The following is a 15,496-nucleotide window of genomic DNA, read 5'->3' as shown; positions in this document are numbered from 1 at the left end:
GTTGGGCTTTCAGCATGTGACATGGTAGCTTTCGGCCATGGATGATGCTGCTTCGGAGATAGCCAGATTACGCGCCGCGCTTGCAGCATCGGAAGCGCGTGCCGCCTCCGCCGAGGCCGATCTCGCGCAGGTGCGCGCCGTTGTGACGACCTCCGAAGCGATGATCCGGCACCTCAAGCTTGAGATCGCCAAAATGCGCCGCGAGCAGTACGGCCAGAGTTCGGAACGGCGCGCCCGGCTGATCGACCAGATGGAATTGCAGCTCGAAGAACTCGAGGCCGACGCCACCGAGGACGAGATCGCCGCGGAACGCGTGGCAGCGAAGATCACAAATGTCTCCGCCTTCGAACGCCGCCGGCCAGCCCGTAAGCCGTTTCCCGAGCACTTGCCGCGCGAACGCGTGATCATCGAGGCTCCCGCGCACTGCGCCTGTTGCGGCTCGGTCCGGATCGTGAAGATGGGCGAAGACATCACCGAGACGTTGGAGGCGATTCCGCGCCAGTGGAAGGTGATCCAGACGGTGCGCGAGAAGTTCACCTGCCGGGACTGCGAGAAGATCAGCCAGCCACCGGCACCTTTCCATGCGACCCCGCGTGGATGGGCGGGACCGAACTTGCTGGCGACGATCCTGTTCGAGAAGTTCGGCCAACATCAGCCATTGAACCGCCAGGCTGAGCGCTACGCCAGGGAAGGCGTCGATCTCAGCCTCTCCACGCTGGCCGATCAGGTCGGAGCCTGCGCGACGGTGCTGCAGCCGATTCATGATCTGATCCGCGCCCATGTGCTGGCCGCCAGCCGGCTGCATGGCGACGACACAACCGTGCCGCTGCTGGCCAGAGGTGCAACGCGGCAGGCACGATTATGGACTTATGTGCGCGATGACCGCCCCTTCGCCGGCGGTGCCCCTCCCGCGGCGCTCTTCCACTTCTCTCCCGATCGCGAGAAAATCCATCCCAACACGCATCTCGCTGGGTGGCATGGCACACTGCAAGCCGATGCCTATGGTGGCTACAACGACCTTTATCGTGCGGACCGCGGCCCTGCACCGGTAATCAGCGCGCTCTGCTGGAGTCATGCGCGGCGCAAGTTCTTCGAACTGGCCGACATCGCCGGCAACGTGCGCAAGGGCAAACCCGCTCATGAGATATCGCCGGTCGCACTCGAGGCCGTGGCCCGCATCGACGCGCTCTTCGATATCGAACGCGACATAAACGGATTGCCTGTCGAGGACCGGCTCGCAGCACGCCAACAACATGCTCGCCCGCTTGTGGAGGAACTGCACGACTGGCTGATGGCGCAGCGCACCCAGATGTCCAAGCACAATCCCGTCGCCAAGGCGATCAACTACATGTTCGAGAAGGACGGGCGCTGGGATGCCTTCACCCGGTTCCTTGACGACGGCAGGCTTTGCCTTTCGAACAATGCAGCCGAGCGGGCCCTGCGCGGGATAGCTCTGGGAAGAAAGGCGTGGCTATTCGCCGGTTCCCAGCGCGGCGGCGAACGTGCCGCATTCATGTATTCCCTGATTGTCACCGCAAAGATGAACGATATCGATCCGCAGGCCTGGTTGGCGGATGTCCTCGCCCGCATGCCCAACATGTCCGTATCACGCCTGCCGGAACTGTTGCCGTGGAACTGGACCGCCGCCGGCAGCGCACGGCAGAGGGCGGCCTGATGGCGCGACCGACCCATGTCTACACGATCGAATACGTCGCCACGCTGATCGGCGAGAACCTCGAACCCGTCCAGGAAATTGCCAGCAACTCAGACAACATCGACTACGGCGAGATGATCCATGCCTATGACGGCAGCGAAGAGGGCATCACGACCTTCACCGACCGGGGCATCGAAAGCCTAAAGGAATTCCTCGCCGATATCCGCACCTGGGATGGCGGTGTCCGACAGTTCCTTGTGGACGAGCAATGCGATCCCACAAGGATCGAACGCATCATGGCAGACGAGCCGAAATCATAAACCCCGCGGCCTTCGCCGGATGGATACAAAACAGTTCGAAATTCGAACTATTTAGAGACGAAGAATGCTTCGAATCTCGAAGTAATTTTATATCGTCATGGCGTCTGCGCGTCTCCTTTTCTGCATTGGCAAGTAGGTAGCCCGCCTTTGCATGAGACAACTATATATTGTTTTAAATTACTGGTGATTCCTGGAGTGATGGCAAAGTACGCCGTGCGTCCACCACGACACGCAATGCTAGCGCCGAAGAGATTTCTTGTTACCTTTGAGGTAGCACATCTGGTTAACGATTATATGGTAGAGGCACCGAAAACATCCCCAAGAGCCTTGAAGTCTGTTGAAATGGCGAGACTCGTTCCGGACGGCCATTTTGACGACTGGACCCCGAAGAGCACGCCTGGTTCATACCTCGCTTGGCACGAGAGCGATGGCTCCCACACGCGAATGGAAAAACTTGGCGATGGCGGCGTGTTATTTTGCAGCTACTATGCCGAGATGCGGCAGGAGTGCGAAATCTGGCTTCTTGGGTCAGTCCAGTCGCCTGGCCTACATCCGCTAGTCCTCAGGTCGAGCCGCGGCGACGGGCTTGCTCCTTTCACGCTCGATTGGAACTCGGGGAGCGGGACCAATCTTGGATATCTGAACAAAGAGTTCGTGGAAAATGCGTCAAATCTCGGTCACGTCCGCATCCGATGGCGGACCGTGGTTTCGCAACAAGATTTCGAGCATACGTTCACTATACCTCTCATGATTGTCGCTGGGTAACGCAGCGTTAACTCGGGTTGCCCTACGCCCCTCCACCAAATCGGAGACAACGTTGTGGCCCTTCGCCTTTTTCAAGCTAGTCGTGGATCAGGTCCAGTTTTTGCGGCGGATTGCTCAACCGACGACGGTCCGTTTTGGTGCGGGACATGCAATGCCCCGGTGATCAGGATTTCGGCTCATACAGTCCGTGGCGATGATCTCAGACTTCGACGAGACGTCCCGGCATTTTTCAGACTTGCAAAACATCAACAGCACGGGCGAGGGTGTCCAAACTCGGTTCAGGGTGCAGTTGAAATAATCATGCGGGAGGCGGATGCGGTAGAAGATCGCGCCGAGCCAGAGTTCCAGGTCGTGGATGGCAATGTGAGGTTTCGCATTAATATCCCGACGGTCCTCGCAGCGAGGAGAGAACATGTGCGCCCAGACGAGACGCTCGGTCCAAGGCTTGGACGGATTATGAGAGAAGGGCATCTCGACAGCTATCTTAGGTCTGCGGTGGGATTGGCAAAGATCTGGAACGCGATCGATAGAGCGGAAAACAGAAACGAGCTCAGGGAGCTGGTGCATCTAGCGGACAAAGATAACACGATCTCATGGTCGAATTTCTCGTTCTCGCCGCCTCGATATTCCGAGCTACTCCGTGAAGTTGAAAAAACGAACCGTCATTCCATGGCAGTTCTCGTCACCGTGCAGAAACTGCGTGCGTTGAACGTTAATTGGATTAAGGTCGAGTGTGCCGTCGCGCGGACAACCGACAAAAAACGAGATACCAGAGTCTCCCCGATATTATTCGTGAGACCGCAAGTAGCCCGGAGATTGGCTCAAGATAAGCAATACATCGCATTTGGGAACTGGCGACTTGGTACGGAAAACCCTTGGAAGTCACCATCTGGTTACGAAATCGTCTATCAGGACGTGACTCTAAACGTGGAACGCCTGGCACAGATTGCTCCTATCGCCGTTCCTGGCGAATCGGAAAACGTGTGAGACGCCGACGCGGGACAGTGATTATCCTACCCCGTCATTCGTTCGACGATTGTCGCAAGGCCTTGCGTCGTCGTGCCCTCTGACGACCAGCCTTTTGCAAACGAGATGTCGTTCGAGTCCGGCAGTTGATCTTTGGTCAATGTACGTAGCTTAATACGCGCGGGAATGGCGGCAGCTTCACCGACAAACAGTGCCTCTTGTCGTGGCAACGACGAAAGAACCTTCGTCATGCCAGCAAGGCTATCGGGTAGGATGCGTGAAACGTGTTCTTGGTCGCTGCTATTAGCCAAGCGCAGGACAATCCAGGAATTGCATTGAGAAATCACCGTGTCCTCGATATCGGACGGTCTTTGAGAGACGAGCATCAGGCCGAGACCGTACTTGCGGCCCTCACGGGCCAAGCGACGGACTGCTGACTGAGCAACCTCGTACTGGGCGTCGCCCCTGTTTGGCACATATCGATGCGCCTCTTCGCAAACGAAGAGCATGGGATCCTTCTCTCTATCCTCACGCGTCTGATGCAGCTTGTATTGGAAAAGGAGGCGTGCAATCGCACCGGCAAGGGGACCAGCCACTTCATTCGGAAGGCCAGAGATGTCGACGATCTTCAGGCAAGCGTCGGTGGCACCATCGATATTCAAAAATTGCCCGAGAATATTGGCCAAGGCAGGAGAGTCGGCACTGTGCTCTTCCATCAAAAACCGGACGCGTGGGTCAGTGGTAAGCACGCGAAACTTATTCAGGATTGAAACATAATCCTTTTGGAAGTCGGACGGTGTCACGTCGGCCCATGCACCATTGTTCCACCGCTTCGCTTGTCTGCCCTTTATGTGAGCCAGAAATTCTTCCAGCCGGAATGGCCTCGGCTTATCGCGGTCGAATGCCAGCAGTTGTTCTTCTGTGACGCCTGGCATTGGCATCGGCTGCTCCGGATGCTGGCCTGCTGGTAGGTCGTTTGGGATGTCACCGATAGCACTTCGGGCGAGCCCTGCCGCGACCATACGGGCGTGGGCAAGCGCCTTGTAAACGGTATTGGCCTGGGACGTCGCTTCGAACTCCGTTTTTCCGATCACTAGGGATCGGAACTCATCGCTCGACATCAGCCAGTAGGGCAGCTTCAGTGTCGCTATGCCCTCCGGGTTCTGGCCCAACGCGTTATAAGCTCTGAATACCTGAGACTTGCCATTGAATGCTGCAGCATATTCGCCGTGAGGGTCAATGAGGACTATGCACGGACGAGTTGGATGATCAGGTTGGCCTTGATGCTCCAGAACGGAATGAAGTACAGCTGCGACCGCGCTGGACTTCCCCGAGCCGGTCGATCCGAGTATTGCGCAGTGATGACCGAAAAGTTTATCTACATTTGCCCGGCATGACACCCTCGTTGTGCCGACGTAACTTCCTATTGGAACAAGCCGGTCGACACCGTCCTCTGAAGACTTTTCCGCACTCGCGAAAAGTCTATCGGTCTCTTCCTTGGTGATCAGGTGGACCGCCTGAAGAGGGAGAGGGTAGGTCGACACGCCTCGCTTGAAGGACAGCTTGTCTTCGGCGGCATTGAACCATGCTTCTCCTAAAAGGTCTGCCTCGATCACTCTGCGGTCCTGATCGACGGCTTTCCTTTGTGGAGCCGAAAGGGCTGCGGCCTCTTCATCAGACTGGAGGCGCAGCAACCGCACGGTTGCGAAGAGTATCCGCCGTCCCGCGTGCATCTTTATGATGCTGCCGATCTGGCCAACGTCATAGACGCGACCACTGTGGCTCCTGGTCAGTTCTGTTATGTCGCGCTTCAGCGCGATCTTCATGGCGCTTCCGGCTACCTCAAAAACGATTCCGATTTCCAGATCCGGGTCTAGGGCAAACGCGCTCATGCCATCGCCTCCAGGATGTCCTTCGGTAATCCGCTTGAAAGAAGCTTGGAGGCCCCCTCGAAAGTCCACCAGCTTCTCGTTCCGTTTGGGGCAGGGAAGAATGGCCCTTTCTGACCTTGGTAAAGGCCCTTAGGACTGGCGATGAAAAGCCGTTGTCCCCACGGTTCCGATTGCCATTTGCGCAACGTCGGAGGAAGTTCGTTATTCGGTTCATCGCTGAAAGCGACGACGGTAAGCTGGTTTTTGGCGGAAGCCATCGCGATCTCGAACTCGGCATTTATGTGGTCGTCGCCGAACGAATAGCCACAGGCAAGCACCACATGATCATTGCCTTGAGACAGGCGCTGCCGAAACCGCTGAAAGATCTCCGCAAACGGGTCGCGTTGGGTGTTCACGTACTTTGTTGCCTGCGGGTAGATCATCACCGACCCACCTTCACCAGGATACGTGTCGCCGTTGCGCACTCGCAGCATGTTCGGACTACCTGAACTCGGCTGATACCAGTCGATTGATCCATGTAGCTTCGAGACGATAGCTCTGGTCCCGGGGGTCACGCTATAGTTTCGGATATTCCAGAAGCCAACCCCACCTCCCACGAAGCCGTCTTGAAACTCCACTCCGGCCAGGGCAAGAGCGTCTTCGATCAGTGTGTCGTAGTTCGTTGTAAAGAACTCGACCGGGGTTCGAGCAAAATCCAGCCCGGCACGGTTCGATCCGAAGACCGCCGAGATGAATTGCTTATGGCCGACGATGTCGACAATCGACTTGCCGTTGGTGCCGACCATTTCTGGATCGGTAACGGCTCCGTGCTCGTCCTTGCGGGCGGCCCTGAAGCCCCACCGGACAGCGGCGGCGATTTCACCGATCAGCCCGCGGTGGACTTCGATCAACTTATCCTTCGAAACTTGCTCGCCACCGATCATGATGCCACCGGTCCGCGACCTAGCCGCAATCGAGATCAGATCGCCCAGGTGAGTTAGATGGTGCTCAATGTGGGAATTCGCACCGCAATCGTCCTGAATAAACGCGAGGATCCGCAAGGCGGCAGGATCCTCGTGAAACAGCTCGCTTCGGGCAACTGCGAGCACCCGTGCCGTCAGAGCGTACATGAGGGGAATATTAGCCGGGAAGCTAACGCCTGCACCCAGAAGCCATGTCTGCTTAGGACTGCTTAGATGCTTTTCGAATTGTTCAGCCACGTCGACGTCGATCGTCATTGCAGCGTTCCCCCAGTTTTGCTCCCCATTCGCGGCGCAACCATCGGTACTGCTGAGGGATTCGTCAAGAATGGATGTGTGGCCAAGGCAATCAAGCGTGCTGAGGCGTTTCGCCTCCGGTCGGTCTCAGCGGCTATGGATTGCCACGTCCTCTGCGCCGGGTGTCGCGTGAGGGGATGATAAACATCCAATAGGCGAAACCGTGCGCCGAGGGCTAGGATTAAACGCGACCGGCGGCTGTTGCGGCACACAACAACAGTCTCCAGCGATCTACGCTTGACGGCGGTGAGTGGTGACGCCAGCATTTTTGTATCGCGTCAGGAATGTCCGTAATGAGTAACCCCACCATGCTGGTCGTCAGCACAACCCACCTTTGCAACGAAACAAATGCCTTTCTGTCCTCCACCGACTGCATGGACTGGCCAATCCTGGGCGGACCATATCGGGATATTGGCTGGTTTTTTCCATGTAGATGAGGATGTTTACGCCGATACCGAGCGGCCGTTCTTCGACTTGTATTCTGTCATCCAGCACGCGGCCGATCACGGATACGGTATCGTCCTGTTTTATGATTTGGGCGATGTGATCGACTGCTTACCAGTCTATCGGGAGCCGGATTGCGTGGACACGGACGCGTATTTGTACGAGGGCTCCATCAGCAGGCAAGCTACTCGGGACTCGATCAGTAAAACAAGTTCCGGAGAGAACACACCTGCAGCAGTCTCGTCTCGATCTCTCCTCCTTGACCTGAATATGTCCATCGTCAAGGCTCACGACTACCTACTCGCTAGGCGGTCAGAAATTTACGCAGCCTCTAAAACCCCGAGCCACCGGACGTTATTTCTGGAGAGCTCCAGACTGGTGAAAAAAACATCCTCGCTTTTCAAACCCTTTTGGCCGATCTCGATGCAGAACTCTACCCCTAGCCGACGTTGGCAGAGAACTTCCGAGTTACGTTAACCGCACCATTGTCACCTGCTCGCCTCAACTGGGCGGGCTAGCTCATATCCAAACAATTAGGAGCGTCCTGGCTGAGGCGAGCATATCGCAATGCTCTTCAAACTTGATGGAGCATTGTTTTCAAGGTTTCAATTGACGGGCGGGAAAATCCGACTGAGCATTATAATGGTTCCATTTGGAAATTAAGCATGACAATTTTTGAGGCGAAGTTAAATCTAACAACAAAAGCATATATCCCCGCAGATAACGAAGAAAGCGCCAAGCGAATGTGGAAATATTTCGTGGGATCGTCTTTTGATTTGGCTGATGTCCGGTGGACTTCCCCTTGCGGCACCTCGCCGTTCACAATATTTCCAGATTTGAACATCGAGCCCATTCGGCGAAGGACGCAACTGCGACCAATCCTTTATGAAAATGTCCGTGTTGCTGTGGAGCAGGAACCAATCGTAGATCAGGACTTCCTCCGCCCGAGTGGCGCGTACCCTGAGGTCGCCCTGAAGATATTTCCCTTGGATGTCGCTCTCCAGGTGACAGGCTACATAACGAAGGGCGGGCGTTCGTCCGTAGCGGAAGTTGTCGAATACCTCGATCTAAGCGTCGTCAACCTCTCAGATGCCGCGAAGTTTTGGCTTTCGATGGAAGGCCTGGAGTCCGAGGTTTTGCCGATAGTGATCTCACGAACAGCAGTAATTTCTGGTTTCAGTGGCACTGGTCGGAAGCCGACCCTGAGGGCTAAGCCATCGCGGTTATCTGGTGCATCGGGCAGTTCAGCGGGTGCGCGACGCCTGCTGTAGGTCTAGCAACACGTGAGAGACGGAGCGCTACGTCCCAGCGCTTGCCTGGCTCCTAGCGTCGCAATGTCCTGTCACTAAGGCACGGAATTTGAGGGATTATGGAGCGTCTTTTTCTTTCCAGAGGCCGTTATGGTGGCTCTGTTCAAGCGTGTCTGGTCTAGCGTTGCCATGAGTAACTTATTTCCTCAGACTGTTGTTGCGCCTAGGGTAGGTCACCTCGAAGGTGATGGTGCCGTTGTTCCAGATGGGTTTAAGCCAAAGGATGTTTTCGTCCGCCACAATACGCTCCGCTTTCAGATGTCGATGACTAAGCCCTCGATGAATCCGGTCTCAGACTTTTCCCGTTGATAACCGAGTGGATTGCAAATCACGCGCGTATGACCTTCCCGGTAATCCAGCGCATGGTGGACATGGCCATGTATCCAGATGTCTGGCTTTCCTTTGTGAATAAGGTCGGAAAGATCCGAAGCGAAAGCGGCATTGCTCGGGTGACCACGGAACCGCGGATGAAGGGATTTTGTTAGTGGTGCGTGATGTGTAAGAACGATGGTCGTTCCGGCAAATGGTTTCGCAAGTTCTTCCGTGATGAACGCACGGCTTTCGACGTGGCGTTCGATCAGTTCCCGCGTCGTGAGCAGACCCGGCATGCCATCCTCGAACCATTCTGACCGGAAGATCGCGTGGAAATCCATCATGTATTTGCGGCAGATCGTCAGCGCCAGCGACTTTCTCTCGTGGAGAGGTAATTCCTCACCATCAACCCCGTGTTCGCATTCGAAATCAGTCCACAGCGTCGCGCCTACAATTCTGACTTGATCGAAACAGCGTCTTTCGTTCTCCAGGATATGGACGCCGCGAACGGCTCGTTGCTTTGCCGTCACCAGCGCCTGATTGATTGTCGCTCCATAATAGTCGTGGTTCCCCAGCGTCGCTACCACGGGCATGCGGGGTGCGATGTGACGAGCTAGGAAATCCATCGACATGTCGACGTTTCCTGAGATGTCGCCCGCGCAAATACAGATATCCGCATCCGGGATAGTTATCCGATCCGGCCGGATGAGTTCCGCGTGAGTCAAATGCGTGTCGCTGGTCAGCCATGCTCTCACGACAGTATTCCTTTCATGGTGAACTTTTCTCAAAGGGCGGTTCAAGCGTGGTCATGGCCTTCGGCGAATGCCCGGTTATGTGCGAACTGATGCTCGTGACGGGAGGATGACGGTTCCTTTAGAACCGTCATCGCTTGCCGAAGTCGACGGCCGTAGCGGCGCGAGCAACTCCGTAAGCCTAGGACCCGACAATCGGCGCTCGGTTTTCAGCGCTTGGGCTATCGCGAAGACGACAGCCTGATGAGATTGCAGGAGGTCAGTTGTGCGTTCATGCTCGGTCTTGAGGAGGAAATCGACCTCGTTATGAAGCCAAGGATCCCTTTCGATCAGCTGAGGAGCCAAGTGGTCGAGATGGCGGCCTGGAAGGACGTTGAACCACCAGCCCATTCCGTAAGCACCGATCATCTTGATCGCCAATTGTTTAGACCGCTTGCTGACTATCGGCATCCTCCCAATCTTCGGAGCGACCTAATGGGCTTCTGTCGAGCGGGCGAAGAAGCTCATCCAGTTTCGGACCATTCAGTTTTCCCTCCGTTTTCAATGCCTGGGCGAGCTGCATAAGAATGGGTTTGTGAGCGTTCAGGGCCTCTTTGGCTTTGCGATATTCAGCCCTGAGAATAGTGCCGATCTCCCTGCGTAGATCCGGCCGTCGTTCCAGAAAGCCCGGATCAGACGAGTCCACGAGGTGGATGGGCATGAAGCTTATTACTGTGCCCATGCCGAAAGTCGCTACCATGCGGGCAGCTATCTCCGTTGCCGAGGCGAGATCGCTCTCAATCGAGCCACCGGCAGAAGTTGAGCGGTCCCCGCAGATGATCTCCTCCGCAGCAAGGCCAGCCAAGCCGACTGCTATTTCCGCCCGAAAGGCGGTCGCGGTCTTCAGCATCGAAGTGGGCTGGTGGACCTTCGTATTTCCATGAGAATAGCGGTTGTCATTCGCGATGTAGTCGAATGCGTAAACTTCAACCGAAACTATCTCACCAACGTTCAACAGTTTCGCGATAACCGCATGGCCCGCTTCGTGGACACAAACCCGCCAAATCTCTTGCTCGGTAAGGCGAGGGCGCTTCGGCAACGCCCGCTCCAAGTCGGCGGGTTCAACCTGACGATTGTCTATGCGTGCGAATTGGCGCACTTGCCTGGTTAGGTACTCAAGATCGGCACCCGTATATCCAGGTAGTTTTTCCGCTGCGTCTAGAACCGACAGATCGCCGGATAGCTCGGGCAAATAGAATTCAAGGATGGCGATCCTGTCGTCGATGGAGGGCGCACGGATTTCTACATGCCGTTCTAGTCGACCGGCGCGAGTGAGGGCGGGGTCCAGTCGATCCGGTAAGTTGGTTGCGGCCACGATAATCACACCCTCGCGGCTAATAGATCCATCAATCGCTTCGAGCAGGGCCGTCACGACCTCCGTGCAGTATTGAGAGTTATCGCCTGAGAACCTGCGCCGGTCGCCGACCGCGTCGACTTCATCGATGAAAAGGATAGCGGGAGCCATCTCTCGGGCTTCGTTGAAGTCAGCATTCATGGCCTTTAGGAGATCTCCCAAATGTCCGCGGGACTGCCATTTGGCCAATGAGCAGGGCACAAAATGGGCGTTGCATTCAACGGCGAGCGACGAGGCGAATGTTGTTTTGCCTACTCCTGGAGGACCGTACAGGAGGATGCCCCGGTCTACGTTTGCCCAGGAGAGCTTGCCTTGACGCCAAGCAGAGAGGTCGTATTTCAGCTGTGTGCCCCAACGACCGGTCTCTCCGAACGCCTGCATCGGGAGGATGTTTTTGGCTGACGCCACCTGAACTCGCTGACGCCGCAGGCGTTCGATAGAACGCGAGGCACGCCGCCCGCTTCTGAAAATACCGTCAAGCAAGGCGGGCTCTTGCTGGCGCAAAAATTCTTTCTGATCGGCTGTCAGTATTCCAGCATTCATCAGACGCGCCAAGCCATCAAGATGAGCATCCTGCATCGGTTCCAGGTCCATGACCGCGTCCGCCATGGCCTCGATCACTGGGTGGAGATCCGAACCAATATTCGCAAAGATGATAATCTTGCTTGCTCTCAACATGTCCTTAGGAACAGTTTCCCATTTGCCCTTCTTGTTTCTTTCGGGATGGGTGAATGCAGCAAACTGGAAAGACCGGTTTTCTGTCGATCCGAGGCACAGGGCTGAAACGGCCTCGAGATCTTCCAAAGTCCAGTTTCGCGGCACCCTTACGATTAGGACGAACGTGCGCGCGCTCAAGAAGGCTGGAACTCGCTTCAACAGTTGGATGAACGCGCAGCACTCCAGGAAGAGGCGGGGACCCTTATCAAGAGCCTGGAAGGCAGCATTTCGCCGAAAGCTTAGTGGCATTTTGGAGCGCACCTCATCGACTCTCTTCGCAGCTTGCATCATTGCGGCGATGGCTGCGTCGAGCAGCTCGCTGTCATATTTTTCGGTCACGACTGGAGCTCCTGTTGCACCAGGAGCGAGCCAAGGCTGTACCAGCGATTGGTCGTGCGGGCGATGCCGAGAGACTGATCAATATAGATCAGCTCCGATGTAACGCCGCCTTTGCCATCGCGGATTGATGGGTGAGAGTTCATCGTACCAAGCAGACAAGGAACCGCACGCTTCACGATGATCCAGTCGTCAATAGTAACCGCTGGATAGGGAAGGTGCCCATCGGCCAAAGAAGTGAGATCTGCCGCTAGCCTTCTATACGTTGCGGCCATCTCCCGAAGACCGTCGGAGTTGAACGTTGATGTGAAATCCATTTGCTGATTCTCCGTCGATTTCGAAAACAGAAAGAATTTCACACAGAAAGGCACGATTCGTTTCAGAAATGCAAATAGATTATTGCTTTATAGGAGTTCTGGTTTTGAAAATGCAAGCTATGTTGACATTTTTCCTGACGCGGATGTTTGTGGACAGATGGCATTGTCATTTGACCCCTCAACGCTCCGAGCTGCGCGCGTTCTTGCTGGCTTAACGCAGGAGGATTTGGCTCGTCTTTTGAAGATCTCGGTGCCGTTTTTGCGCAAGGCGGAAACAACACCTGAAAAGATGACTATTGAGACGCTTGAGAAGATAAAGGTTGCGTTGGAAAAGCAGGGAATTGTCTTTATCCACGAAAGCGCCGGGGAAGGCCCAGGCATTCGGCGTCGCAAACCAAACGAGAAGAAGCCGGACACTCGCTCTAAGGATGGATAAGAGCTGCTCGGCGGTTTAGCTTACAAGAGAGACCAGTTCCTAATTTTCAAGGTGTTCGCTAAAGCTGGCCAACGTTCGTTGAGGAGGGGGTAGGGTTACATTGTTCATCGATATTCCGACGACAAGATATCTTGAAGAATTTCCTCGGCGATCCTTATACGCTCGACTTTCCCGCATCGATTTCCTCAGTGATCGGCCACATCGTCGCGCGTCGTTCGAGTTCGACGGCATCGATGCGCGTTCGGTTGACTTGGCGACCGACGTCAAAAAGGAACTTTTCGATGGCCGGGAGTTCCGGTCGTTCGGCCTGGTGCGGATTGTAACGACGCTTCATCGTTTCTCCGAAGTGCTTGGATCACCCCCGGTCATTGGCGGATGGTATCACCTGGAACTTGAGCCGGGCGTCCTCCATAAAGGGTTGATGTCCTGGCATGCTCAGCTTGGGCCGACCGGCTACTATGATCAGTCACGAGGCTCGACGATATCCGGATCACCACTGGAGGATCCGCTAGACCCGTCCGACCGGCCAAGACCTCGCAGCCTCGGTGCGGCGGCAAGCAGGCAAAAGCTTCCCCAGAGCATCGCAGAGCTTTCCAAGGTCGCGACGGTATCATCTGACATTACCGTCCTTGATGGGATTTTGGCGCAGATTCAAGCGCCGGAAGCCATCGTCGTTCGTGATGTGGGCCAAGCGTGCTTCACATCCTTCTTAACCAAGGACGGTGAAGCCTACCTCCACTTTGACACCGGTCTCCCGATCTCCTTCAACGGACATACGGCACCGAAATCGATCATTGTCCAACCGGCTAAACAGCAAGCCGTTATTCTGTCGCACTTCGACTGGGACCACTTGCATGCTCCGTATTCGATCCCGGCGTTGCTTGACGCGAAGTGGATTGTTCCGTCTCAGAAGCTGGGGCCGGGGGCCGCGCGGCTGGCCCTTATTATAGCGAGAAGGGGTGGTCTTCATGTTTGGCCAGCCGGGCACGCCTACAACTCCGCGGCAGTTTCGGTAGCTGAATGCTCCGGCACCGCAGGAAATGTGAATGACACTGGGCTGACAATTGTAGCAAAGCTGGCAAGTGGTAAGCGTGCGCTACTCACCGGAGACGCTGCATATTCGACGCTGCCAGCTGGCTTCAACAAACCGGTCGAGTATCTCGTCGTAAGTCATCACGGCGCGAAATGTTCAGGTGGCTTAAAAGGACTTCCTACACCTTCAGGAAAGTTCGAGAAGTCGGTTGTCTCATTCGGCTCGCGCAACGTTTACCGCCATCCGGACCTAGCAACCAAAGCGTCACACGTATCTGCGGGCCTACGTCCTTGGATTTCTACGGCGGCTGATTACCCCCATTATGGCCGGGGTGATAGATATCTGAAATAAAGGCGAACCCGCGTGGGGCAACCTTCGCTCATCGGAGCCCCCGGCATTATGGAGAGCAAGTGCCAAGAGATACCGATGAGGGCTGATGCTATCTCCTCGTGCGTCAGGAGTAATGCGTATGGTGGAAATCGTACACGAATTGAAAGCGCAACTGGGTGAGACGGGTGCCACGTTCGAGGCGCTGCGACCCGAGATCGTCGCCCTCGGCGACCAGAAGTCGGCATTCGAGAAGGTGATAGAGGTCTACGATCCTGGCTTTGAACTCGCTGCGCCTGCGAAGGCTCGCTGTGCTTCACGAGTGACAGAAAGCCGGAGCGGCACCGAGCTTCTCAAGGGCAGGCCTGTGGCAGCTGCTAAGCATATACTGACAAACATCAGCGTATGATGTAGGGTACTTCAATGGCAAAAGCAGTGATGAGTTGGGGAATCGACTGCTGAAGCTCAGGAAACCATCCTGACCCGCATCCTCGGAAACAATGACCTGGCGCGATACTGCGGGCGCTCCATGCTGCTTTCGGATGCGGAAGCTCTTCTGGAGCAACTCAAAGAGTATGGACAGTGGGTCGAGAGCGAAAAATCCCGGGGTTCTGGGCTTTTCTAAACATCAGGGGCAAAGTTAAGGAGCCGTACCAGCACACGCCAACCGCGGCCCTGGATCCGCAATGTCGAGCCCACCGGAAATCGACAGAAGCGTGCTTGCAATTACATTGATGGCGCTCCGGCTCGCGATCACCGATGTTTCGCAGCCTTGTTTAAGATGATCTGCCTCTGAAAGTTGCTGTAATGTGTCCCGCGCGAGGGCGAGCGCTGCAAGCCAGGCTGACCGATCCCACCGCCGTGCGATGGTACCGGCGGCTCGGCTATGGTCGTGATGAAGAACCGGCCCCGTGCGTACAAGTTCGTCCAAAGCGTTCAACAGCGCTTTTCGAACAACGTTGCCGCGAGGACGAAGTAACGTACCGTTGGGATCGATGCCGGTCTCAAAAGCGTGGATAAATTCGCACAACGTATGTCTATAGGAGGTGGCATACGCTGGCCGTTCGAGGACATCTTTCGAGACGACGGGTCCGGCTGCTAATTCTCTAAGCTCTTCTATGATACGCATATGACTACTCCCCGTTCTTCATGAATAGGGTTTTCTGCGGCGGCGAATGGTGCAAGCGGAAAATTGCGCGCTCAAATTTTAGGCCGCCATCGCCATCGGCGAACGAAACGCGTCGCCGGTAGCGCCGGTCGGACTCA

At 55.7% G+C, this 15,496-nt stretch carries 13 protein-coding genes; 7 read left to right on the top strand and 6 right to left on the bottom strand.

The window, feature by feature from the left end; all coding sequences use genetic code 11:
* The first annotated feature begins 37 nt into the window (after positions 1-37).
* From tnpC to ACZ5TO_RS09465, 3 genes are all read left to right on the top strand, one after another.
* Positions 38-1,675, top strand: a complete 1,638-nt coding sequence (gene tnpC, locus ACZ5TO_RS09475; RefSeq protein WP_464797879.1) for an IS66 family transposase — start codon at positions 38-40, stop codon at positions 1,673-1,675.
* Entirely contained in the window at positions 1,675-1,974 is a 300-nt protein-coding gene (locus ACZ5TO_RS09470) for a hypothetical protein (RefSeq protein ID WP_464800366.1), read from the top strand. Before tnpC ends, ACZ5TO_RS09470 begins: the two co-directional genes overlap by 1 nt.
* Positions 1,975-3,039: 1,065 nt before the next feature.
* Positions 3,040-3,726, top strand: coding sequence for a hypothetical protein (locus tag ACZ5TO_RS09465; protein ID WP_464797878.1), 687 nt, complete (start codon positions 3,040-3,042; stop codon positions 3,724-3,726).
* 26 nt (positions 3,727-3,752) lie between these two features.
* On the opposite strand, the gene ACZ5TO_RS09460 is transcribed toward ACZ5TO_RS09465, so the two are convergent.
* Both ACZ5TO_RS09460 and ACZ5TO_RS09455 read right to left on the bottom strand, forming a co-directional pair.
* The gene (locus ACZ5TO_RS09460) at positions 3,753-5,597 is read right to left on the bottom strand and encodes an ATP-binding protein (protein WP_464797877.1); all 1,845 of its coding nucleotides are present in this window, start codon (positions 5,595-5,597) and stop codon (positions 3,753-3,755) included.
* Positions 5,594-6,814: an SIR2 family protein gene (locus tag ACZ5TO_RS09455; protein ID WP_464797876.1), complete on the bottom strand. Its 1,221-nt coding sequence runs from the start codon at positions 6,812-6,814 to the stop codon at positions 5,594-5,596. Before ACZ5TO_RS09455 ends, ACZ5TO_RS09460 begins: the two co-directional genes overlap by 4 nt.
* A 1,148-nt stretch (positions 6,815-7,962) precedes the next feature.
* Here ACZ5TO_RS09455 and ACZ5TO_RS09450 point away from each other — a divergent pair.
* On the top strand, positions 7,963-8,568 hold the full coding sequence (locus tag ACZ5TO_RS09450) for a hypothetical protein (RefSeq protein WP_464797875.1): 606 nt from the start codon (positions 7,963-7,965) through the stop codon (positions 8,566-8,568).
* A gap of 293 nt (positions 8,569-8,861) precedes the next feature.
* On the opposite strand, the gene ACZ5TO_RS09445 is transcribed toward ACZ5TO_RS09450, so the two are convergent.
* From ACZ5TO_RS09445 to ACZ5TO_RS09435, 3 genes are all read right to left on the bottom strand, one after another.
* Positions 8,862-9,674: a metallophosphoesterase gene (locus ACZ5TO_RS09445; protein WP_464797874.1), complete on the bottom strand. Its 813-nt coding sequence runs from the start codon at positions 9,672-9,674 to the stop codon at positions 8,862-8,864.
* Between the two features lie 421 nt (positions 9,675-10,095).
* Entirely contained in the window at positions 10,096-12,120 is a 2,025-nt protein-coding gene (locus tag ACZ5TO_RS09440) for an AAA family ATPase (protein ID WP_464797873.1), read from the bottom strand.
* Complete coding sequence (locus ACZ5TO_RS09435) at positions 12,117-12,434, bottom strand: hypothetical protein (RefSeq protein ID WP_464797872.1); 318 nt, start codon at positions 12,432-12,434, stop codon at positions 12,117-12,119. Before ACZ5TO_RS09435 ends, ACZ5TO_RS09440 begins: the two co-directional genes overlap by 4 nt.
* Before the next feature lie 157 nt (positions 12,435-12,591).
* On the opposite strand from ACZ5TO_RS09435, the gene ACZ5TO_RS09430 reads away from it, so the two are divergent.
* From ACZ5TO_RS09430 to ACZ5TO_RS09420, 3 genes are all read left to right on the top strand, one after another.
* Positions 12,592-12,870 carry a helix-turn-helix domain-containing protein gene (locus ACZ5TO_RS09430; protein WP_464797871.1) on the top strand — a complete coding sequence of 93 codons (279 nt, stop codon included), beginning with the start codon at positions 12,592-12,594 and terminating at the stop codon, positions 12,868-12,870.
* Positions 12,871-12,970: 100 nt separating this feature from the next.
* Positions 12,971-14,254, top strand: coding sequence for a ComEC/Rec2 family competence protein (locus tag ACZ5TO_RS09425; protein ID WP_464797870.1), 1,284 nt, complete (start codon positions 12,971-12,973; stop codon positions 14,252-14,254).
* A 118-nt stretch (positions 14,255-14,372) separates the two neighbouring features.
* Entirely contained in the window at positions 14,373-14,639 is a 267-nt protein-coding gene (locus tag ACZ5TO_RS09420; protein WP_464797869.1) for a hypothetical protein, read from the top strand.
* Positions 14,640-14,870: 231 nt separating this feature from the next.
* Here the strand turns inward: ACZ5TO_RS09420 and ACZ5TO_RS09415 are convergent, their stop codons facing one another.
* The gene (locus ACZ5TO_RS09415; RefSeq protein WP_464797868.1) at positions 14,871-15,359 is read right to left on the bottom strand and encodes a hypothetical protein; all 489 of its coding nucleotides are present in this window, start codon (positions 15,357-15,359) and stop codon (positions 14,871-14,873) included.
* Between the last annotated feature and the right edge of the window lie 137 nt (positions 15,360-15,496).

It is taken from the genome of Shinella sp. Sh6, from assembly GCF_055392685.1.
Note: the sequence above shows the minus strand (reverse complement) of the source record. Positions and strands in the feature narration are given on the sequence as shown.